Raw genomic sequence first — 22,706 nt, 5'->3', positions numbered from 1 at the left:
GGCACCAGCGTTCTGCTTCGTCCAGTCATAGCCCTCAGGCTTCACGAAACAGACCTTGTACGAACCATCAGGCAGCTGATCGAACAGGTACTTACCCTGGTCATCCGTCGTCGTCGACTTGATGACATCACCCGTGGCCGGGTCGACCAGATCGACCTTGACACCGGGAGCCGGCTTCTCGTCCGCATCCTGGATGCCATTGCCATTGGTGTCGTACCAGACGAAGTCACCCAGCTTGTTCATCGGCGCGAACAGGCCCGCGTCGATGTCGTGGTTGACGTAGCCCGCCGGTCCGACCGTGACGGTGGTCTTGCCGGTGGAGTCGACGTCGGAGTCGATCTGCCGGTCCGAACCGGCCTCCTGCGCCGTCCACTTGAGCGTGTCGAGCGGCGGGGAGCCGGGCAGCGTGGACGTGTCGATACCGCTGTAGTCGAAGGTGACCTCGTACTCGGTGTCGGGCTTCAGCCCTTCCGCCGTGCCGATGTAGTACTCGCCGTTGGCGTCGGTCGTGGCGGTGAGGGTGTTGCCGTCCTTGTCCTTCAGCGTGACGACGACTCCGGCGATCGGCGGCTCGGACGGGTCCTGAATGCCGTCGCCGTCGGTGTCGTACCAGACCCGGTTGCCGATCTGGACGGGAGCCTGGTCGCAGATCATCTCCAGGTCCGCGAGGCCGTTGCCCTTGCCGAAGAGGTTCGAGCCCTCGCTGAAGGTGGACTTCAGCGTCAGGTTGGCCTCGATGGCCCCGGAGTCGGCGGTCCAGCGGCGGACACCCTGCTCGTACGCCTGGTTGGTGTACGGGTCGAAGGCGGTGCTCCACAGCTTGTTCCGGTACGGCTGGAGGACCAGGCCGCCCTCGGTGATCTGGTCGTGCTGGGCGTCGGACAGGACGGTGAGGTCGTCGTAGAACTCACCGTCACCCGGGCCGAGCTTGTTGCCCGGCAGCGCACCGGTCAGCGAACCGCAGCCACCGTTGTTCTCCAGCGTGTACGTCCCACCGGCCACGCAGGCCCGCAGCACGTCACCCGCGGCGACGGCTCCGGCCTGGGTGGTCGTGGAGCCGTAGAGGTAGGTGGCGGTGCCCTGCATGTCGGCGAAGCGGTCGCGGTAGCCGAGGATCAGGTCGCCGTTGTCCGCGATCTCGATGTTGGAGAGCATCGGCTGCGGCGCGGCGACGAACGTGTGCTCCTCAGGCTCGGGCACGCGCTCGTTCCAGGCCTCCCAGGCGGCGCTCATCCGCTGGCCGACGGTGGTGGTGTCGTCGCAGCGGTAGAACGTGTCCGGGGTGCCGGTGAAGCGGTAGGCGCAGCCGCGCGGGTAGTCCAGCGCGTGGGTGAAGATCTCGCTGAACGCGCCGCCGCTGAACTCCTGGACGTGGGCGCTCAGCTGGGACGGGTCGCCCCAGGCCACGGTGTCGGTCACGGTCGACTCGGCACCGCACACACCGCCGACCAGGACGCGGCTGCCGCGCACGCCGATGCCGTACGGGTGCCATTCGCCGACACAGGACGACGGCTTGGGGATGTCGTACCCCGTCGGTGTGCCCGCGGTGACCGCGTCGCCGGTGCCCTGGATGGGCACGGTGTACAGCTTCGAGTCGTTGAGGTTGACGGCGTAGAGGGTCTTGCCGTCGCCGGAGACGTCGACGTCACCGAGTCCTTCACGGCCGACCTTGTCGTAGATGACGTCGTCGTGGAGGTAGTTCGTGGAGCTGTCGTGGGCGGTCAGCGTGCCGGGCAGGGTGACGAAGGTCGTCAGCGCCTGGCTGGTGGAGTTGTACCGGTAGATCGCGTTGACCGCGCCCGCCGGGCCGTACTCCGTGTGCCGCTTGACCGACGTGCCCGCGTAGATGTTGCCCGTGCGGTCGGTGCCGATGCCGAAGACCGCCTGCTGCTGGGTGTTGTCGGTCAGCTGGCTGACCGAGCCGTCCTGGTAGCTGACGAAGTTCGAAGGGAAGGAGAGCAGACCCTGCTGTCCGGTCGCGTCGCCCTTGGCGAGGCCGCAGGTGACCAGGTTCGGATTCTCCTGGCAGTACAGGTCCGGCTCCCAGAAGCCGGTCGTGTACGTGACGTCGGTGCCGCCGCTGACGTCGACGAAGCCGACGGAGGAGCGCATGACGTCGGGGCCGGTGCCGAGACCCGAGACCGCTTCGGACAGGTTGTCCGGGTCGGGGTTGGCGACCTGGATGCGGTACTTGCCTCCGGTGAGGGTGGAGGACGCCGGGGTGAAGACGGCGGTGCCGTCGGAACCGGTCGTCGCGGTCAGTACCGTGCCGGCGTCGTCGGTCAGGGTGACCTTCACTCCGGACAGGCCGGGCTCCAGAACGCTGTCGTAGGCGCCGTCGGCATCGACCTCGGTGACCACCCTGACGGTGACTGTGCCGTCACCGTCACCGGCGGCGAATGCCACCGAGGCTCCGGTCGAGCCGGCAAGCGTTCCCGCCGCCAGCAGCGCCAGACTGATCCCACCCAGTCCGGTCGCTTTCCAGTTTCTGTGCAACACGCTTTCCTCGTTTCGTGGAAACGTCCCCCACAGATTCATGTATGGAAAGTGTGAATATCCGCCAATCGACCTATTCGGGCGAATCGACTCTGCGTGACGGCGGGTAGGGATTACTCCGCCTGGAGGACCAGCAGCGCCAGATCGTCCTCCGGCGGCCGCCCCCCGAACTCGTGCACCAGCCGTCTGATCCGCTCCGCGATCAGCGGCGCGGTCAGCCCCGAGCAGCCGGCCAGCGCCGCCGCGAGGCCGTCGGCGTCGTCGAACTGACGGGAGCCGCAGCGGCGCTCGGTCACCCCGTCCGTGACGGCGAGCAAGGTGTCGCCGGGGCGCAGTTCGAAGCTCTCGCTGGTGTACGTCTCGTCCTCGATGACCCCGAGCAGGGTCTGCGGACGGGCGGCGGTACGGACCTCGCCGCCCGCGCCGAGGAGTAAGGGCAGCGGGTGGCCGGCCGAGGCGAGGGTGCAGCGGACACCGCCGTCGAAGGGGACCAGTTCGCCGTAGAGGAGGGAGAGGAAGCGGGTCTGGGGGCCGTCGCCGGCCAGGGACTGGCCGCCCGCGGCGATCAGGGCGCGGGCGGCGGCGTCGGCGGCCTCGGTGGCATCGTCGAGGAGCAGCTGGTTGAGGCGGTCGAGGACGTCGGAGACGCGGTAGCCCTCGCGGGCCAGCAGGCGCAGCCACGGGCGGGCCAGGCCGATCACGACCGCCGCCTCGGGGCCCTTGCCCTGCACATCGCCGACGGCGAAGCACCAGCGGCCGTCGCCGGCCGGGAAGAGGTCGTAGAAGTCGCCGCTCGGTCCGCCCTTGTCGCACGGCTCGTAGACCAGCGCGCTGCGCATCCCGGGGATCTCCGCGACCGCGCCGGGCAGCAGGCCGCGCTGCAGGACGGCACTGATGGTGGCCTGGCGGGCGTACTGGCGGGCCGCGCCGATGGCGAGCGCGACCCGGCGGCCGAGGTCCTCGACGAGCCCGGTGACCTCGTCGGGGAAGCGGAGCAGCCCGGACCGCCCGATGACGAGCGTGCCGAGCGGACGGCCGCCCGCGATCAGGCGGTACGCCAGTGCCGTGCCGTGCACCCCGTGCGTGCCCAGCGCGTCGGCGGGCCAGGGGAACGGCACGGGCCCGGAACTCGGCGGGTCCGCCAACCGCGGCGGGTCCTTCTCCAGGGCCCGGCGCAGTTCCTCGATGCGGTTCTCGTGTCCGTGCCAGACGCGGGCGAGCCGGGGTCCCGCCGCGCCGAGCCCGTCGGCGCCCCAGCCCCCGCGCCCCATGTGCTCGTCCTCCAGCCACACCGCGCACCAGTCGGCCAGTCGCGGCACGACCAGCTGTCCGGTGAGCGCGGCGACATGGTCCTCGTCGAGCTGCCCGGCGAGCAGGTCCGAGGCCTCGGCCAGGAAGGACAGGGCGCCGCGGTTGAGCCACTCGCGGTCGCGCTCGGCCCGCCGGGGGTCTCCGCGGCTCGTGTGCGCCCGGAGGGCGGCGGGAGCGTCGGGCGCGAGCACCTCGGCCACCTTCAGACCGCGCTCGGACGCGCGCTCCCCGGCGTGTGCCTCGATCTCCCCGACGGCCGCGCCGGCCTCGTCGGACAGCCGCGCCCACACCGTCTTGGCGCCTCTGCGGTAGGTGATGCCCCAGCACTCGGAGAGCGTGGCGACCAGGCGCAGTCCGCGGCCGTACTCCGGTGTGCTGTACGACGGTTCGGGCTCGCTGCCGCGCGGGGCGCGCGAGGGGTGGCGGTCGCAGACCTCGACGAGGACGGCGCCCGTCTCCTCCAGCGTGCAGTCCAGCTCGACGTCGGTGCCGGCGTGGACGACCGCGTTGGTGACCAGTTCGCTGACGACCACGAGGATGTCGTCGGCCAGCCGGTCGGTGAGCAGTTCCGCGCCGGGCAGGCCCAGTTCGGACCATTCGGCGAACGCGGCGCGCAGCAGCGTGCGGGCGGCGCCCGGCGCGAGCGAGCTTCCGGAAAGGGTCGCGTGCGCCCGGGCGCACGGGAGCACACCGTCGTGCACAGGCGCATCAGAAGCACCGGGATCGCTCTCCCGTTGCGCCGGAATGGCCCCCATGTCCAGCTCCCCGAGCAGTTCGGACGAATACGCCTCAGGCGATGCGGACAGAGTGACAGACTGACTGCGCCCATAAGCGCCGAGTTACTGAAGTGGGCCGCCATGAGTGAGAACAGTGCTACGCGTGTGCTCGAAGACGGACAGAAAGAGGGTCAGATTCGAGCATCGGATCTGCGTCCGCTGCTCGCCGCGATGACGGCCGCTCGGGACGGACACTTCGCGAAGGTGCCGGAGGCGGGACAGCAGGGGATCACGGCCGAACTGACCGCGATATTCAATCAGCTCGTCGACCGCAACACCCATTTCACCACCGAAGTCCAGCGTGTGAAGCGGGAGTTGGTGCGGCACGGCCGGCTGGACGAGCGGCTCTCGCCGAGCCCCGGCGCGGGCGCCTGGGCGTCCCGGGTCAGCGATGTGAACCAGCTGCTGGACGCCCTGGTGGCCCCGGCGGCCAATGCCACCCGGGTCCTGGACGCGGTGGCCGGCGGTGATCTGACCCAGCGGGTCGATCTGCACGACGGAAACCGTCAGCTGCGGGGTGATCTGCGGCGGCTCGGCCGGGCCGTGAACAAGATGGTCGACCAGCTGTCGTTGTTCACCGGCGAGGTGACACGGGTCGCGCGCGAGGTCGGCACCGAGGGGCGGCTGGGCGGCCGGGCCAAGGTGCAGGGGCTGTCCGGAAGCTGGCGGGATGTGACCGAGGCGGTCAACACCATGGCCTCCCGGCTGACCGCCCAGGTCCGTGACATCGCCCTGGTGACGACCTCGGTGGCGCGTGGCGACCTGACCCGCACGGTGACCGTCGAGGCCACCGGTGAGCTGCTCGAACTGAAGCTGACCGTGAACACGATGGTCGACCAGCTGTCCGCCTTCGCCGACGAGGTCACCCGCGTGGCCCGCGAGGTCGGCACCGAGGGCCAGCTGGGCGGGCGGGCCCAGGTGCGCGGCGTGAGCGGGGTCTGGAAGGACCTCACCGACAACGTCAACTTCATGGCGTCGAACCTGACGTCGCAGGTCCGCAACATCGCCCAGGTGACGACGGCCGTGGCCAACGGCGACCTGAGCCAGAAGATCACCGTCGACGCCCAGGGCGAGATCCTGGAGCTGAAGTCGACCATCAACACCATGGTCGACCAGCTGTCCGCCTTCGCCGACGAGGTCACCCGCGTGGCCCGCGAGGTCGGCACCGAGGGCAACCTCGGCGGGCGCGCTCAGGTGCGCGGCGTGAGCGGAGTCTGGAAGGACCTCACCGACAACGTCAACTTCATGGCGGACAACCTGACGTCGCAGGTCCGCAACATCGCCCTGGTGTCGACGGCCGTGGCCCAGGGCGACCTCGGCAAGAAGATCACGGTCGAGGCGAAGGGCGAGATCCTGGAGCTGAAGTCCACGATCAACACGATGGTGGACCAGCTCTCCGCCTTCGCCGACGAAGTGACCAGGGTCGCCCGCGAGGTCGGCACCGAGGGCAACCTCGGCGGCCAGGCCCAGGTACGCGGCGTCAGCGGAGTCTGGAAGGACCTCACCGACAACGTCAACTTCATGGCCCTGAACCTGACTTCACAGGTGCGGAACATCGCCCAGGTCACCACCGCCGTCGCCAACGGCGACCTCTCCAAGAAGATCACCGTCGACGCCCGCGGCGAGATCCTGGAGCTGAAGGACACCGTCAACACGATGGTGGAGCAGCTGCGCGCCTTCGCCGACGAGGTCACCCGGGTGGCCCGCGAGGTCGGCACCGACGGCCGGCTGGGCGGACGGGCCCAGGTGCTGGGTGTGTCCGGTGTGTGGCGTGACCTGACCGACAACGTCAACTACATGGCCGACAACCTGACTTCACAGGTGCGGAACATCGCCCAGGTCACCACCGCCGTCGCCAACGGCGACCTCTCCAAGAAGATCGACGTGGACGCCCGCGGCGAGATCCTGGAGCTGAAGACCGCCATCAACACGATGGTCGACACGCTCTCCTCCTTCTCCTCCGAGGTCACCCGCGTGGCCCGCGAGGTCGGCTCCGAGGGCCAGCTCGGCGGCCAGGCACGGGTGGAGGGCGTGTACGGCACCTGGAAGCGCCTGACGACGAACGTGAACGAACTCGCGTCGAACCTGACCACCCAGGTCCGCGCGATCGCCGAGGTCGCCTCCGCGGTGGCGCAGGGCGACATGTCCCGCTCGATCACGGTGGAGACCCAGGGCGAGGTCGCCGAGCTGAAGGACAACATCAACCTGATGGTGGCCAACCTCCGCGAGACGACCCGCGCGAAGGACTGGCTGGAGTCCAACCTGGCACGCCTCGCCGCCCTGATGCAGGGCCACCGCGACCTGATGGAGGTCGCCGACCTGCTGCTGCGCGAACTGACCCCGCTGGTGAACGCCCAGTACGGCGCGTTCTTCCTGGCCGACCCCGACGAGGACGGTGCCGCTCTCCGCACAACCGTTCCCACGAAGGGACTGGCGTTCATCGCCGGCTACGGCTCCGCACAGGGCGCGACCGTCGAGACCGGGGGCCTTCCCGTCCACGGCCTGGTCCGGCAGGCGGCCCGGGAGAAGAAGCGGATCCTCGTCGAGGAGGCCCCGCCGGACTACATCAAGATCAACAGCGGACTCGGCGAGGCGGCGCCCACGAGCGTGGTCATCATCCCGATCCTCTTCGAGGACAAGCTCCTCGGGGTGATCGAGCTGGCGTCCTTCTCCCGCTTCTCCGACGTCCACCTCGCCTTCTTCGACCAGTTCGTGAACACCATCGCCGTCGCGATCAACACGATCATCGCCAACTCCCGTACGGAGTCCCTGCTCGGCGAGTCCCAGCGGCTGGCCCGCCAGCTCCAGGAACGCTCGGACGAACTCCAGAAGCAGCAGGCCGAGTTGCAGCGCTCGAACGCCGAACTGGAGGAGAAGGCCGCCCTGCTTGCGACCAGCTCCCAGTACAAGTCGGAGTTCCTGGCGAACATGTCCCACGAACTGCGGACACCGTTGAACTCCCTGCTGATCCTGGCGAGGCTCCTCTCCGACAACCCGGACGGCCATCTCTCCGACCAGGAGGTCCAGTTCGCGACCACGATCCACCGCTCGGGCTCCGACCTCCTGCAACTGATCAACGACATCCTCGACCTGTCGAAGATCGAGGCGGGCCGGATGGACGTACGCCCGAAGAAGCTGCCGCTGATCAAGCTGCTCGACTACGTCCACGCCACCTTCCGGCCGCTCACCCTGGACCGGGGGCTCGCCTTCGAGGTGACGGTCGGCGAGGACGTACCGCGGGAGATGTACTCGGACGAGCAGCGGCTCCAGCAGATCCTGCGCAACCTGCTCTCCAACGCCATCAAGTTCACCGCCACCGGCCGGGTCGAACTGCGCGTCAACCGGGTCACGGACGCCGAGCACGAATACGTCCGCGACAGCGGCCAGGTGATCGCGTTCTCCGTCTCCGACACCGGTATCGGCATCGCCGCCGAGAAACTCCCGGTGATCTTCGAGGCGTTCCAGCAGGCCGACGGCACCACCAACCGCAAGTACGGCGGCACCGGCCTCGGCCTGTCGATCAGCCGGGAGATCGCCGGCCTGCTCGGCGGCCGGATCGTCGCCCAGAGCGAACCCGGCAAGGGCTCCACCTTCACCCTGTACGTCCCCGTCGTCAGCCCCGGCCACACGGCGACCGGCCCGGCCCCCGAGGAACGTACCCTGCCCGCGCCGGAACAGCTGTCGACCGAGTCCTTCACCTCCGCCGACGTGGACGACTCCTGGCCCACGCCCACCAAGCTGGAGGCGTGGAAGACGGGCCGCGCGGGCCAGGTGCTGCCGGGGCGGCGGGTGCTGATCGTCGACGACGACATCCGCAACGTCTTCGCGCTGACCCATGTCCTCGGCCGGGTCGGCATGCCCGTCCTCTACGCCGAGAACGGCCGCGAGGGCATCGAGACGCTGGAGCGCAACCCGGACGTGGAACTCGTCCTGATGGACATCATGATGCCGGAGATGGACGGCTACGAGACGATCGCCGCCATCCGCCGCACCCCGCGCTGGAGCGGACTGCCCATCGTCGCGCTGACCGCGAAGGCGATGCCGGGAGACCGGGAGAAGTCCATCGCACGGGGCGCCAACGACTACGTACCCAAACCGGTCGACGTCGACCAGCTGCTGACCGTCGTGTGCGCGCTTCTCGACCCCGAGGGCGCGGACGAACCGGAGACCGAAGCGGAAACCGCCGTAGCGGAACCGGACACGACAGGAGAAGTGCCGGTCCCGCCCACGACTGAATGAGGCACAGTCACCATGAGCGCTGAGGCAACGACCGAAGAGCGCGCCAGCATCCTCCTCGTCGACGACATGGAGGACAACCTGGTAGCCCTGGAGGCCGTCCTGGGGTCCCTCAACGAGCCACTGGTACGCGCACGTTCGGGCGAGGAGGCGATGAAGGCACTGCTGCGCCAGCAGTTCGCCCTCGTCCTGCTCGACGTCCGCATGCCGGGCATGGACGGCTTCGAGACCGCCGCGAACATCAAACGGCTCGACCAGACCAAGGACGTCCCGATCATCTTCCTGACCGGCGCGGAGGACGACTCCGGCTACGCCTTCCGCGGCTACGCGACGGGGGCAGCGGACTATCTGACGAAGCCCTTCGACCCGTGGGTGCTACGGGCGAAGGTGACGGTGTTCCTGGACCTGCACCGAAAGAACCAGCAGTTGGAGCGCTTCCTGGCGCAACAGCAGGCGGACTACGAGGAGGTGGGCCGACAATTGGCGGAGCTGGAGAACGATCTGGCCGAGCCGCAGCGCACCCGAGTAGTAGAACTGCGGCACCTTCTGAGCAGGCGGCGCATCAACTGACCTGAAGGGGCGCGGGGAACTGCGCGACAAGCCACGAAGCACCCGCAGCCGCCGAGCAGTCCCCCGCCACCCCTTACTTCTCGCGAGTCCCGGCGTACATCTCCTCGATGAGGTGCTTGTACTCCCGCTCCACAACGGGCCGCTTCAGCTTCAGGCTGGGCGTGATCTCACCGTGCTCGACGTCGAGATCCCGAGGCAGCAGCCGGAACTTCTTGATGGTCTGCCAGCGCTGGAGACCCTCGTTGAGCTGCTTGACGTACCCGTCGATCATCTCGACCGTCACCGGCGCGGCCACGACCTCCGCGTACGACTTCCCGTCCAGCCCGTTCTCCTTCGCCCAGCCGAGGATCGACACCTCGTCGAGCGCGATGAGCGCGGTGCAGAAGTTCCGGTCGGCGCCGTGCACGAGGATGTTGGAGACGTACGGGCAGACCGACTTGAACTGACCCTCCACCTCGGTCGGCGCGATGTACTTGCCGCCGGAGGTCTTGAAGAGGTCCTTCTTGCGGTCGGTGATCCGCAGGTACCCGTCGGGCGAGAGCTCACCGATGTCCCCGGTGTGGAACCAGCCGTCGGCCTCCAGGACCTCGGCGGTCTTCTCGGGCAGCCCGTGGTAGCCCTCCATGATGCCGGGCCCGCGCAGCAGGATCTCGCCGTCCTCGGCGATCCGCACCTCCGTGCCGGGCAGCGGCTTGCCGACCGTACCGGTGCGGTAGGCCTCGCCCGGGTTCACGAAGGACGCGGCGGAGGACTCCGTGAGGCCGTAGCCCTCGAGGATGTGGATGCCGGCGCCGGCGAAGAAGAACCCGATCTCCGGGGCGAGGGCCACGGAGCCGGAGACACAGGCGCGCAGCTTGCCGCCGAACGCCTCGCGGATCTTGGCGTACACCAGCGCGTCGGCGACCTTGTGCTTGGCCTCCAGGGCGAACGGGGCGCTCGCGGTGCCGGTGCGGCGGAAGTTGTCCTGGGTGACCTTGGCGTACTCGCGGGCGACCCCGGCCGCCCACTGGAAGATCTTGTACTTGGCGCCGCCGCCCGCACGGGCCTTGTTGGCGATGCCGTTGTAGACCTTCTCGAAGATACGCGGGACGGCCGCCATGTACGTCGGCTGCACGACCGGCAGATTCTCGATGATCTTGTCGACGCGGCCGTCGACGGCGGTGACGTGGCCGACCTCGATCTGCCCGGAGGTGAGCACCTTGCCGAAGACGTGCGCGAGCGGCAGCCACAGGTACTGCACGTCCTCGGAGCTGATCAGCCCGGTTGCGGCGATGGCCTTGGCCATGTAGGCCCAGTTGTCGTGCGGCAGGCGCACACCCTTGGGGCGGCCGGTGGTGCCGGAGGTGTAGATCAGCGTGGCCAGCTGGTCCTTGGTGAGCGCGCCGACCTTCTCCTTGATCAGGTCGGGGTCCTTCTCCAGCCGGGCCGCGCCCCGGGCCTCCAGCTCGGCGAGGGTCAGCACCCAGTCGCCGGTCTCCACGCCCTCGGCGTCGAAGACCACGACGTGGTGGAGGTCGGGCAGCTCGGCGCGCTTCTCCTGCGCCTTGGCGAGCTGCTCGGCGTTCTCCGCGAAGAGGACCCGGCTGTCGGAGTCGGAGACGATGAACGCGGACTCGTCGGCGTTGGTCTGCGGATACACCGTGGTCGTGGCGGCACCGGCGCACAGGATGCCGAGGTCCGCGAGGATCCACTCGATCCGGGTCGAGGAGGACAGCGCGACCCGCTGCTCGGGCTCCACCCCGAGCTCGATCAGACCGGCGGCGATGGCGTAGACCCGCTCGGCGGTCTGCCCCCAGCTCAGCGACTTCCACTCGTCGGGCCCCTCGCCGGAGGCTGCAGGCACGGGGTAGCGATATGCCTCGGCGTCCGGCGTGGCCGAGACGCGCTCCAGGAAGAGGGTCGCCACGCTGGGCGGACGGTTCTCGATCAGGGTCTGTGTGTCGCTCACGACATCCTCCGGGGCCCGCGACAGTGCGGCGGCTGCTCAGTGCGGCTGGTGTGCTCTCGAGTGTTGTTTAACTCACGAGTAACCATCGAGTGGAGATCAGACTAGAGCGCGACCGGTCCCTATGTAAGGGGCGGCGGCCTGTTACTTCGTACAGACAGCGACGTTACGCATGCGTAGGGGCCCGTCGCGCTCATACGCGTCGAGCCCCTATTTTCACGGGAAAACGGCCGTTACTTCTTGCCCTTGCCGGAACCCGCGCTGTCGTCGCTGCTCAGTACGGCGATGAAGGCCTCCTGCGGAACCTCCACAGAGCCCACCATCTTCATCCGCTTCTTGCCCTCCTTCTGCTTCTCCAGGAGCTTCCGCTTACGGGAGATGTCACCGCCGTAGCACTTGGCGAGGACGTCCTTGCGGATGGCGCGGATGGTCTCGCGGGCGATGACCCGGGAGCCGATGGCCGCCTGGATGGGCACCTCGAAGGCCTGCCGCGGGATGAGCTCGCGCAGCTTGGCGACGAGCCGCACACCGTACGCGTACGCCGCGTCCTTGTGCGTGATCGCCGAGAAGGCGTCGACCTTGTCGCCGTGCAGCAGGATGTCGACCTTGACGAGGCTGGAGGTCTGCTCGCCGGTGGGCTCGTAGTCGAGGGAGGCGTAGCCGCGGGTCTTGGACTTCAGCTGGTCGAAGAAGTCGAAGACGATCTCCGCGAGGGGGAGCGTGTACCGGATCTCGACGCGGTCCTCGGAGAGGTAGTCCATGCCGAGCAGGGTGCCGCGCCGGGTCTGGCACAGCTCCATGATCGCGCCGATGAACTCGGAGGGCGCGAGGATCGTGGCGCGCACGACGGGCTCGTACACCTCGTTGATCTTGCCCTCGGGGAACTCGCTCGGGTTGGTGACGACGTGCTCGGTGCCGTCCTCCATGACCACCCGGTAGACCACGTTGGGCGCGGTGGCGATGAGGTCGAGCCCGAACTCGCGCTCGAGCCGCTCACGGATCACGTCGAGGTGCAGCAGCCCGAGGAAGCCGACTCGGAATCCGAAGCCGAGAGCCGCGGAGGTCTCCGGCTCGTAGACGAGCGCGGCGTCGTTGAGCTGGAGCTTGTCGAGGGCCTCGCGCAGCTCGGGGTAGTCGGAGCCGTCCAGCGGATAGAGCCCGGAGAAGACCATGGGCTTGGGGTCCTTGTACCCGCCGAGCGCCTCGGTCGCGCCCTTGGCCTGGCTGGTGACGGTGTCACCGACCTTGGACTGCCGGACGTCCTTCACACCGGTGATGAGGTAACCCACCTCACCGACCCCGAGCCCGTCGGCGCCGAGCATCTCGGGCGAGTTCGTCCCGATCTCAAGAAGCTCGTGCGTGGCCCCGGTGGACATCATCCGGATCCGCTCGCGCTTGTTGAGCTGCCCGTCGATGACACGGACGTATGTCACGACACCCCGGTAGGAGTCGTAGACGGAGTCGAAGATCATCGCGCGGGCGGGGGCGTCCGCGACGCCGACCGGCGCCGGGACCTCCTTGACGACCTTGTCGAGCAGCGCGTCGACACCGAGCCCGGTCTTGGCGGAGACGCGCAGCACGTCATCCGGGTCGCACCCGACGAGATTGGCCAGCTCCTCGGCGAACTTCTCGGGCTGAGCGGCCGGCAGGTCGATCTTGTTGAGTACGGGGATGATCGTGAGGTCGTTCTCCATCGCCAGGTAGAGGTTGGCGAGGGTCTGGGCCTCGATGCCCTGGGCGGCGTCGACGAGGAGGACGGTGCCCTCGCAGGCGGCCAGCGACCGCGAGACCTCGTAGGTGAAGTCGACGTGCCCGGGGGTGTCGATCATGTTGAGGATGTGCGTGTTGCCGGGGTCCGTGGTGGGGGCCCACGGCAGACGCACGGCCTGGGACTTGATCGTGATGCCACGCTCGCGCTCGATGTCCATACGGTCGAGGTACTGAGCACGCATCTGCCGCTGCTCGACCACACCGGTCAGCTGGAGCATCCGGTCGGCGAGGGTGGACTTGCCGTGGTCGATGTGCGCGATGATGCAGAAATTGCGGATCAGAGCCGGGTCGGTACGGCTCGGCTCGGGCACATTGTTAGGGGTCGCGGGCACGCAGGGTCCTGATTCTTGAGGTATCCGCAGGGTCAGCAGCGGCTCGGGTCGGATCGATACGTAGGCTCCATGGTCCCACGGCGGGCGACCGGAGACCGTTTTGGGCCATCAGCTGGGCCCCTGGTAGCCTGGGTGGCTGTGTCTCATGCCCTCTCAGCACGAGGCACACCCCAAGAAATCACCTGGCCCGGGTCCCTTGCGGTCCCGTGCCTGAACCTGAAAAGGCTCAATCAGTGGCGAACATCAAGTCCCAGATCAAGCGGATCAAGACCAACGAGAAGGCTCGGCTGCGCAACAAGGCCGTCAAGTCCTCCCTGAAGACCGCGGTCCGCAAGGCCCGTGAGGCTGCTGCCGCGGGTGACATCGAGAAGGCCACCGAGTACCAGCGCGCTGCCGCGCGTCAGCTCGACAAGGCCGTCTCGAAGGGCGTCATCCACAAGAACCAGGCCGCCAACAAGAAGTCGGCGCTTGCTTCGAAGGTCGCGTCCCTCAAGGGCTGACACCTTCTTTTGATCTGACCGCCGGAAGGACCCAGAGCGGGCCCTCTCTCATCCGCTCCCGTCCGGCACCCAGAGCTCGTACGCGGCCTGCGTTCGCCACGCGGGTACGAGCTCGACAAGCGTGAACAGCGTGACCCGAAGGCCCCGGAGCCTGCCCTTCCCCAGGGCGGGAGCCGGGGCCTTCGGCGTGCGAGGAGGGGGGTGTCACGGGAGTCACGAGGCCAGGCGGGATGAGGCGGGACGAGGCGGGCTACGCCCAGAACTCATCACTCGCGTCGATGTTCTCGACACACTCGTCGAGATCGGTGACCTTCTCACCGACGATCCGGAAGACGATCCCTCCCGTCTCGTCCATACGCCTCCCCTGCCGCTCGGCGGTGAACCGGTGCAGGGTCATGACATGCCCTCGCCCATCGACGAGCAGATACCGCAACTGGACCTGCAGGGTCCCACCGGTCTCCTCACCGAGCCGCCGATACAGCTCGATGATCGAGTCCAGCCCCTTGTAGTCACCGGAGAGCGGGTGCGTACCGGGCACATGATGTGTGGCATCCCCGGCGATGAGCGTGCGCAGGGTCTCCATGTCCCCCTGCGAGAACGCCTCGTATCCCCTGCGGACGAGCGCGGCGTGCGGGTGTTCAGCCATGGTTACCGCCACCTTTCCGATGCTTCGGCGATGTACGGCTGATGGGCCGATTGTCCTCCTTGAGGGGGCGTCACGCGTTGTGGGGAGGTGCCGGGGGAAGGGGGTGTCACCGCGTTGCCGGCAATCTAAGCCCCTCTGGGGGGTGCCCTCTCTGGGGGAGTTTGAGGACGAAGCCCGTTCAGGGCCGAAGCGGGGGTCTGGGGGGCGGCAGCCCCCAGGGACCCGGGGTCGAAGGGGCAGCGCCCCTGGAGGACGGGAACGGGTAGGGGCGGCGGGGGCGAAGAAAACCCGAGGCCGACCACACCGCACCGAACACTCACCACAAACCCCGGCCGCCCCCGAACCGCACCCTCACCCCCGCCCCCGCGACCGCGCAGCCCGAGCAATCACGACAACCGCCTTCTCCAGCGCATACTCGGGATCGTCCCCCCCGCCCTTCACCCCCGCATCCGCCTCAGCCACCGCCCGCAAAGCGACGGCAACCCCATCCGGAGTCCACCCCCGCATCTGCTGCCGCACCCGGTCGATCTTCCACGGCGGCATCCCCAGCTCCCGCGCAAGATCCGCCGGCCGTCCACCCCGAGCCGACGACAGCTTCCCGATCGCCCGCACCCCCTGGGCCAGCGCACTGGTGATCATCACCGGAGCCACCCCGGTGGCCAACGACCACCGCAACGCCTCCAACGCCTCCGCGGCCCGCCCCTCGACCGCCCGATCCGCGACGGTGAAGCTCGACGCCTCGGCCCGCCCGGTGTAATAGCGCCCGACGACGGCCTCGTCGATCGTCCCCTCGATGTCCGCGACCAGCTGCGACACGGCCGACGCGAGCTCCCGCAGATCACTCCCGATCGCGTCGACCAACGCCTGACACGCCTCGGGCGTGGCCGACCGCCCCGCCGCCCGGAACTCCCCCCGGACAAAGCCCAGCCGATCCGCGGGCTTGGTCATCTTCGGACAGGCCACCTCCCGCGCCCCCACCTTGCGCGCGGCATCGAGCAGCCCCTTGCCCTTGGCCCCACCGGCGTGCAGCAGCACAAGGGTGATCTCCTCGGCCGGCGCCCCGAGATAGGCCTTCACGTCCTTGACCGTGTCGGCCGACAGATCCTGCGCGTTCCGCACGACCACGACCTTGCGCTCCGCGAAGAGCGACGGACTGGTCAGCTCGGCAAGCGTCCCGGGCTGCAACTGCTCCGGGGTCAGATCCCGTACATCGGTGTCGGCATCGGCCGCCCGGGCAGCCGCCACCACCTCCTGCACCGCACGGTCGAGCAGGAGGTCCTCCTGCCCCACGGCAAGCGTCACCGGGGCAAGGGGGTCGTCATTCGCACTCTTCTTGGCCATCACACAAAGCATGGCACGCGCCACTGACACCAAGGACAGACCGCCCGCCAGGCACGCACGCCCGCGGCGAGCTCACCCCTGCACCGCGGTGACAAGCGTGCACAGAGCGATCAGCATCATATTGACCGCCATGGCACCCGTCCGGTCCGACGGCCGCAGACGGCTCGCGGCCTGGACAAGGATCAGCACCGTCGCAAGCAGGAACTGCGCGGTCCACACGACCGTGTTCATGGCCTCGGCTCCTCGGTGTAGCGGTCGGCTGCACCAACTAGACGCGACAGAGCACCGGAATGTGACATCCCCTGGTCCACGACCCGCTCGCGCTCCTGCGCCCATGCCCGGGCCCATGCCGACGCCGAAACCGACACCCATGCCCGGACCCACGCCCGCCACCGGCTACGGCTCCTCCCGCCACCCGTCCCACTCCCCCACGAACTCATCCAGCTCCGCAGGATCCAGCCGCCCGGCCTCGTCCCGCAGCACCACCAGCCACTGCGCGTCCTCCGCGTCGTCCTCCCCGGCCAGCGCGTCCCGCACCAGCTGCGGCTCCTCGGACACCCCGAACCGCTCCCCGAGCGCCTCCGCCACCTCCTCCGCGGCATCCCGGTCGGGCAGCACCAGCACATGTCTCACATCACTCACGAAGCCATTGTCGGCCACCCCGCCGACGGCGAACGCCGGCTCATCCCCCGGACAGCTGCCGCCCGTCGAGCTGCCCGGCACTGCGCACCGCCGGCACCCGCTCCAGCACGATCCCGAACCGCTCCCGATACACCCCCAGCACCTCCTCGTCCGTCGCCAGCTCCCGCACCGCACGCGTCCCGTCCGCAGCCGTCACCGTGAGACTCCGGCCGGCCAGAGTGATCCGTCCGCCCTCCTCGGTGACCCGCGAACACACCAACGACCGCGTGAAGTGCGAGGCCGGTGAGGTGCTGTGCCACCACGCGCCCGCCACGAAGTCACCGAGCGCCCGGGGCCGTGCCTCCAGCCGATACTGCGGCTTGCCGTCCATGAGGACATCCAGGTCCGCGACATCCAGGTCCCCGAAATTCAGATCCCCGAGATTTAGATCCTCACCCCCGACCCTCGTGCGCCCGGCCCCCTCACCCCCGGCTCCCGTACGCCCGGTCCGCGCACCACCAGCCCCCGTACCTCCGGCCCCGTCCAGCGCGCCCCGCACCCCGGCCGCGTCCGGCCCCGCCTCGACCACCCGGAACGTCCCCCCGGGATCCACCTGCTCACCCCGCGCCCCGGCCGCCAGCGGATGATGGCTGTGCGCCCCGAAGCCGACGTCGACCAGCCACTCGCCCCCGTCCACCGTCCGCACCCGCAGCGCGAGATGGTCGAACGGGATACCGAGCCGCCCCTCCTCCCCGTACACCCGCGCCGCGAGCAAGGTCACGTCGAAGCCCAGCGCGGTGAGCAACGCCCCGAAGACGCCGTTGAGTTCGTAGCAGAACCCGCCCCGCCGCGCCCCCACCACCTTGTCCAGCAGCCGTTTCTCCTCCAGCACGATCTCCTCTCCGAGGTGGATCGACAGGTTCTCGAAGGGCACGGTCTGCAGATGGCGCAGCTGCAGCTCGCGCAGGACGTCCACGGTGGGCCACGCCGGGTGTTCGACCCCCAGGCGTCGGAGATAGGCGTCGGTCTCTGCGGGATTCATGCCCTCAGTCTCCCGCCACCCGCAGCGCCTCGCCCGTCCCCGCGACCGCCAGCGCGCCGTCCTCGTCCGTCCGCAGCACCACCGCGCCCGACGCCCGCAGCGCCGCGACCGTACCGGGCGCCGGATGCCCGTACGAGTTGTCCCGTCCCACCGAGATGAGCGCCACCCTCGGTGCCACCCGGCGTATGAGTTCCGGATCCTGATAGGCCGAGCCATGATGGGCGACCTTGAGCACATCCACCCCACCTAGCGCCGCCCCCGCCGGTGACCTCAACAGCGCTTGCTGGCCCGGGGGTTCGAGGTCCCCGAGCAACAGGAACCGCAGCCCGCCCGACCGCACGAGCAGGGCGACACTGGCATCGTTCGGCCCTTCCGGTTCCGGCGCCGGAGGCACGGTGGGCAACGGCGCTCCCGGCGAAGGATCCCCGGCACCCGGACCGCTCGGCGGCGGCCACACGACCTCCCAGGACAGCTCCCCGGTCCGGCGCCGCTCCCCGGCCGCGGCCCGGGTGAGCGGCACGTTCCACCGCGCCGCCTGTCTCCGTACGAACTCCACCTGGTCCACGGGCTCTTCGAACCCGGTCGTCTCGATCGCCCCCACGGACCGGCCACGCAGCACACCGGGCAGGCCCGCCACATGATCGGCGTGGAAGTGGGTGAGCACGACCAGTGGGACACGAGTGATGCCCAGGGTGCGCAGGCACCGGTCGACGAGCGTGGGATCGGGTCCCGCGTCCACGACCACCCCGGTGCCGTCGCCCGCCGCGAGTACCGTCGCATCGCCCTGCCCGACGTCGCACATCACGAAGCGCCAGCCCGGCGGCGGCCACCCCGTGACCACCCGGGTCAGCGGCGGCGGCTGCACCACCGCCAGCACGAGCAGCATTCCGCACACGGCGCACCACCAGGGGTGCCGCAGCAGTCGCCGCCCTACCGTCACCACGGCCACCGTGGCCAGGCCGAGCAGCGCCGCCCCGGTCCAGCTGCCGGGCCAGTCCACCCCGGCACCGGGCAGCGCCGCCCCGGTCCGGGCGACGTCCGCGATCCACCCCGCGGGCCAACTCGCGCACCAGGCAACCGCCTTGGCGGCCGGCATCGCCACGGGCGCGATCGCGAGTGCGGCAAAGCCCAGCACCGTGGCCGGCGCCACCGCGAACTCCACGAGCAGATTGCACGGCACCGCCACCAGACTCACCCGCGCCGACAGCACCGCCACGACCGGCGCGCACAGGGCCTGTGCGGCCCCCGCGGCGGCCAGTGCCTCGGCCAGTCGCGGTGGCACCCGATGCCGTCGCAGGGCCGCACTCCAGCGGGGCGCGAGCGTGAGCAGGGCCCCGGTGGCCAGTACGGACAGCAGGAATCCATAGCTCCGGGCCAGCCACGGGTCGTACAGCACCAGCAGCAGCACGGCCGTCGCCAGCGCCGGGATCAGCGATCTCCGGCGTCCGGTCGCCAGGGCGACCAGCACGACGGTTCCGCACGCCGCGGCCCGCAGCACACTGGGGTCGGGTCTGCACACGACGACGAAGGCGAGCGTGAGCGCCCCGCCGAGCAGCGCGGTCGTCCGCAGCGGAATGCCTAGCCGGGGCGCGAGCCCCTTCCGCTCGGCCCGCTGGGCCAGGCCGGGCGGTCCGATGAGCAGGGCGAGGATGATCGTGAGGTTGCTCCCGGAGACGGCGAGCGTATGCGCGAGGTCGGTCTCCTTGAACGCCTCGTCCAACTCCGGAGTGATCCGCGAGGTGTCCCCCACGACCAGCCCCGGCAACAGCGCCCGCGCATCCTCCTCCAAGTGCTCGGTGGCCTCCCGCAACCCGCCCCGCAACCGCCCCGCCAACCGCTGCGCCCCCGAGGCCCCGGCCACGACCTCCGGCACCCCCTGCCCCCGCACCCGCGCCACGGCCGCGATCCGATCACCCCCGGCCAGGGGCGGCGCCAGCCGCGCGGTCACCCGAACCCGTGTGGAAGGCAGCAACCCGAGCCAGGGAGAGGCCTCGGCCCCGTCGACCCGAGGGCCACCGGCTGCCGATCCGTCGCCGGAGGAACCCTCGCCGATCGCCCCGCTCGGGGAGGCGGCATCTCCCGGAGTCCCCTCACCCCCCGAGCCCGCCCTCGGCGCCCCGGTACTCCCGCCCCCAGCCCTCCCGGCCGTCCCAGCCCCGGTCGTCCCGGCCCTTCCGCTCCCCACATCGACCATCACCAGCACCGGCGCCCGCGTCGCCACCGCCGTCCCGTCGGCCCTCGCCACCCGCCGCACCTCACCGTTGATCAGCACGGAGGTCGGCGCCACGTGGTCCCCCTTCACCCGCGGCCGGGTGAGCCGCGGGTCGGAGGTGATCTCGACCTCCGCGGTCACGGTCGCGTACTCCCGCGCCAACCCCGGAACCGGCCCACGGCGCAGGTCGGCTCCGTGCAGCCCGGCCGAGGCCGCCGCCGAGGCGACGCACAACAGCACCGCGGCGACCGCGACCCGCACCCCCGCACGGCGCCGCATCAGCAGAAGCACGCCCCCTGCGACCAGGCACACGGCGGCGACCCCGATGCTCCACTCCGGCGCGGCGCCCAGCAGCAGCGCCGCCGTCGCCCAGGCGGCCAGCGCGGGCGGCACGAGCCGTAGGTCGGTCGGTCCTTCCTGCCGGGGATGGGCCGCCCCGAGCCGTTTGCCGGAGACGGCGTGCACGGCACGGCGGGACCCGGGCGGCGAGGGGACCGGCATCTCGGGGACGCCCCTCATGGCCGTACGAGATTCCGCAGATCGGCAAACCGGCGTGCGCCGATGCCATTGACCTCCCGCAGCTCGTCCACCGAGCGGAAACCACCGTGCTGTGTGCGGTAGTCGAGGATGTGCTGAGCCAGGACCGGACCGACGCCCGGCAGGGTGTCCAGTTGTTCCACGGTGGCGGTGTTGAGGGAGACCGGCGCCCCGGACCCCGCGCCCGGCACCGAACCGCCCGCACCGGACAGGCCACCCGCCGCACCGACCACGCCACCGGCCGCGCCACCCGCCGCAGTCCCTGCCGCCCCGGCCCCCGGCACGGCAGGTCCCCCGACGACGACCTGCTCCCCGTCCACAAGGAACCGGGCCCGGTTGAGACCCACGGTGTCCGTCCCGGGCCGCACGCCACCGGCCGCACGCAGCGCGTCGGCGACACGCGCCCCGGCGGGGAGGCGGTGGATCCCGGGTTCCCGCACCTTGCCGCTGACGTCCACGACGATCTCCGCCACCGACGTACCCGCAGTACCCGCCGTACCCGCCGCGTTGGGCGCCCCCGCCGAGGCGGAGGCAGAACCGCCGGCCTCGGCCTCCGCTCGCTCCCCTCCATAGGGAGCCGCCACAACCTCCGGCGCCCGTACGTCCTGTGTCCGCCCGGCCCAGAAGTGCTGCACGGCGAACCCGGCGGCAACGACAAGCAGCACGGCGAGCGCGACCACACTCCGCCGCTCCACCCCGCACCTGGCCTGCAGCCACACCGGCATCCGCTCCCGCAGGGCAAGCCCGGCCCGCCCCCGCCAGTCCCCCGGCGCCGAAGCGACATCAGCCCAGTCGACCTGCGCATGCCTGCGGTCGGCCGTCCCGCCCGCGCTCCCGTTCCCGCCCGCGCTCGCGCCGCCCGCCCCGACGACAGCCCCAGCCGGTACATCGGCCTCGCCGCCATCCGTACTCAGCCCGGCAGCAGCCCCACGCCCCCCGTCGGCACTCCCGGCTCCGACGGCCCGCGCACCGACCTCATGCGCGTACCCGCCCCACCCGGCTTCGTCCGCGCCCTCGTCCGGCCCGCTCCACCGCTCCCCATCCGGCGGCCCCGTCCCCGACTCCCGCCGCTCCCCGGCGCGTTCGGCGAAGATGACCTCCGCGCGCCGCCGGAGCTCCTCGGCCGACGCGTACCGCTGCCGGGCCCGGGCCCGTCCCCGGGCGGGTGTCTGCCGGCGATGGCGGGTGCGGGTGTCGGAGGCGGGCCCACGGCCCGGCCCGCTGGTCGGAGTCGCTGTGCGTGAACGTGATCGAAGTGCCATGCGACGAGGATCGGGCACTCCGCGCTTTCGCGATGATCTTGCTCAATTCCCGGGGACGACATCCCGGTTGTGGATAACTCCGCCACCCACACGAGTGACAGTCAGCCACTCACCCGCGCCGGGCACCCTCGTCCCGCCGGCAGCCAGAACCCCGTACCCCACATCACGGAACCCGCATCCAGGACCCCGCGTCCCGCCGCCCCACCACCCACGCTCCCCGCCTCACACATCACCGCGGCGAAACCACAGCTCCCAACAACCCCGGCCCCGTATGCGCCCCGATGACCGCCCCGACCTCGCTCACATGGAGATCCGCCAGCCCCGGCACCCGAGCCCGCAACCGGTCCGCCAACGCCGACGCCCGGTCGGAGGCGGCGAGATGGTGAACGGCGATGTCGACCTGCGCACTGCCCGCCCGGTCGGCCACGATCTCCTCCAGCCGGGCGATCGCCTTCGACGCCGTGCGCACCTTCTCCAGCGGCTCGATCCGGCCGCCCTCCAGCTGCAGCAGCGGCTTGACCGCGAGCGCGGACCCGAGGAGCGCCTGCGCGGCCCCGATACGTCCGCCCCGGCGGAGATAGTCGAGGGTGTCGACGTAGAAGTAGGCGGAGGTGCCCGCGGCCCGCTTCTCCGCGGCCGTGACCGCCTCGTCCACCGTGCCGCCCGCCTCCGCGGCCTCCGCCGCCGCGAGTGCGCAGAAGCCGAGGGCCATCGCGATCATCCCGGTGTCCACGACCCGCACCGGCACCGGCGCCTCGCGCGCCGCGAGCACCGCCGCGTCGTAGGTGCCGGAGAGCTCGGCGGACAGATGCAGGGAGACGATGCCGGTCGCGCCGGACTCGGCGACCCTGCGGTAGGTCTCCGCGAAGAGCTGGGGGCTGGGCCGCGAGGTGGTGACGGAGCGCCGCTTCTGCAGTGCCTGGGCCAGTGACCGGGTCGAGATCTCGGTGCCCTCTTCGAGCGCCTGGTCGCCGAGAACCACGGTCAGGGGCACCGCGGTGATGCCGTGGCGCTCCATCGTCCGCGGCGGCAGGTAGGCCGTTGAATCGGTGACGATCGCGACATGGCGGGACATGAGCTGGAGGTTACCTGGCGTAGCGCCCGGGCGG

The 22,706-nt window shown here is 70.3% G+C and carries 15 protein-coding genes; 3 read left to right on the top strand and 12 right to left on the bottom strand.

Going from position 1 to position 22,706, the window contains the following annotated elements; all coding sequences use genetic code 11:
* On the bottom strand, nucleotides 1–2,499 hold a 2,499-nt coding region (locus tag PH203_RS13940; protein ID WP_289920201.1), incomplete at its 3' end, for an SdrD B-like domain-containing protein.
* Nucleotides 2,500–2,609: 110 nt separating this feature from the next.
* Nucleotides 2,610–4,562 carry a SpoIIE family protein phosphatase gene (locus tag PH203_RS13935; protein ID WP_289920200.1) on the bottom strand — a complete coding sequence of 651 codons (1,953 nt, stop codon included), beginning with the start codon at nucleotides 4,560–4,562 and terminating at the stop codon, nucleotides 2,610–2,612.
* A gap of 102 nt (nucleotides 4,563–4,664) precedes the next feature.
* On the opposite strand from PH203_RS13935, the gene PH203_RS13930 reads away from it, so the two are divergent.
* Together PH203_RS13930 and PH203_RS13925 are read left to right on the top strand one after the other, a co-directional pair.
* Entirely contained in the window at nucleotides 4,665–8,822 is a 4,158-nt protein-coding gene (locus PH203_RS13930) for a HAMP domain-containing protein (RefSeq protein WP_289920199.1), read from the top strand.
* Between the two features lie 12 nt (nucleotides 8,823–8,834).
* Entirely contained in the window at nucleotides 8,835–9,389 is a 555-nt protein-coding gene (locus PH203_RS13925; protein WP_289920198.1) for a response regulator, read from the top strand.
* Nucleotides 9,390–9,462: 73 nt separating this feature from the next.
* Here PH203_RS13925 and PH203_RS13920 read toward each other — a convergent pair whose 3' ends face one another.
* Both PH203_RS13920 and lepA read right to left on the bottom strand, forming a co-directional pair.
* The gene (locus tag PH203_RS13920; RefSeq protein WP_289920197.1) at nucleotides 9,463–11,337 is read right to left on the bottom strand and encodes an AMP-dependent synthetase/ligase; all 1,875 of its coding nucleotides are present in this window, start codon (nucleotides 11,335–11,337) and stop codon (nucleotides 9,463–9,465) included.
* 230 nt (nucleotides 11,338–11,567) lie between these two features.
* Nucleotides 11,568–13,436: a translation elongation factor 4 gene (gene lepA / locus PH203_RS13915; protein WP_289920196.1), complete on the bottom strand. Its 1,869-nt coding sequence runs from the start codon at nucleotides 13,434–13,436 to the stop codon at nucleotides 11,568–11,570.
* Nucleotides 13,437–13,669: 233 nt separating this feature from the next.
* Between lepA and rpsT the strand changes: the two genes are divergently transcribed.
* Nucleotides 13,670–13,936 carry a 30S ribosomal protein S20 gene (rpsT, locus tag PH203_RS13910; RefSeq protein ID WP_289920195.1) on the top strand — a complete coding sequence of 89 codons (267 nt, stop codon included), beginning with the start codon at nucleotides 13,670–13,672 and terminating at the stop codon, nucleotides 13,934–13,936.
* Between the two features lie 250 nt (nucleotides 13,937–14,186).
* Here the strand turns inward: rpsT and PH203_RS13905 are convergent, their stop codons facing one another.
* The 8 genes from PH203_RS13905 to PH203_RS13870 all read right to left on the bottom strand — a co-directional run bounded on the left by PH203_RS13905 (nucleotide 14,187) and on the right by PH203_RS13870 (nucleotide 22,672).
* Nucleotides 14,187–14,582, bottom strand: a complete 396-nt coding sequence (locus PH203_RS13905; RefSeq protein WP_289920194.1) for a nuclear transport factor 2 family protein — start codon at nucleotides 14,580–14,582, stop codon at nucleotides 14,187–14,189.
* A 351-nt stretch (nucleotides 14,583–14,933) separates the two neighbouring features.
* A complete protein-coding gene (holA, locus tag PH203_RS13900; RefSeq protein WP_289920193.1) occupies nucleotides 14,934–15,923 on the bottom strand; it encodes a DNA polymerase III subunit delta in 990 nt (329 codons plus the stop codon).
* A 72-nt stretch (nucleotides 15,924–15,995) separates the two neighbouring features.
* Nucleotides 15,996–16,154: a hypothetical protein gene (locus PH203_RS13895; RefSeq protein WP_289920191.1), complete on the bottom strand. Its 159-nt coding sequence runs from the start codon at nucleotides 16,152–16,154 to the stop codon at nucleotides 15,996–15,998.
* A gap of 165 nt (nucleotides 16,155–16,319) precedes the next feature.
* Entirely contained in the window at nucleotides 16,320–16,565 is a 246-nt protein-coding gene (locus PH203_RS13890) for a hypothetical protein (protein WP_289920190.1), read from the bottom strand.
* 40 nt (nucleotides 16,566–16,605) lie between these two features.
* Nucleotides 16,606–17,586, bottom strand: coding sequence for an arylamine N-acetyltransferase (locus tag PH203_RS13885; RefSeq protein WP_289920189.1), 981 nt, complete (start codon nucleotides 17,584–17,586; stop codon nucleotides 16,606–16,608).
* Nucleotides 17,587–17,590: 4 nt separating this feature from the next.
* On the bottom strand, nucleotides 17,591–20,317 hold the full coding sequence (locus tag PH203_RS13880) for a ComEC/Rec2 family competence protein (RefSeq protein WP_289920188.1): 2,727 nt from the start codon (nucleotides 20,315–20,317) through the stop codon (nucleotides 17,591–17,593).
* Nucleotides 20,314–21,597 carry a ComEA family DNA-binding protein gene (locus PH203_RS13875; protein WP_289920187.1) on the bottom strand — a complete coding sequence of 428 codons (1,284 nt, stop codon included), beginning with the start codon at nucleotides 21,595–21,597 and terminating at the stop codon, nucleotides 20,314–20,316. Before PH203_RS13875 ends, PH203_RS13880 begins: the two co-directional genes overlap by 4 nt.
* 229 nt (nucleotides 21,598–21,826) lie before the next feature.
* Nucleotides 21,827–22,672, bottom strand: a complete 846-nt coding sequence (locus tag PH203_RS13870) for a DegV family protein (RefSeq protein ID WP_289920186.1) — start codon at nucleotides 22,670–22,672, stop codon at nucleotides 21,827–21,829.
* Nucleotides 22,673–22,706: the final 34 nt, after the last annotated feature.

It is taken from the genome of Streptomyces sp. S.PB5, from assembly GCF_030403745.1.
Lineage (GTDB): Bacteria > Actinomycetota > Actinomycetes > Streptomycetales > Streptomycetaceae > Streptomyces.
The sequence above is the reverse complement of the archived record's forward strand: the minus strand, read 5'-3'. Positions and strand labels throughout refer to the sequence as shown.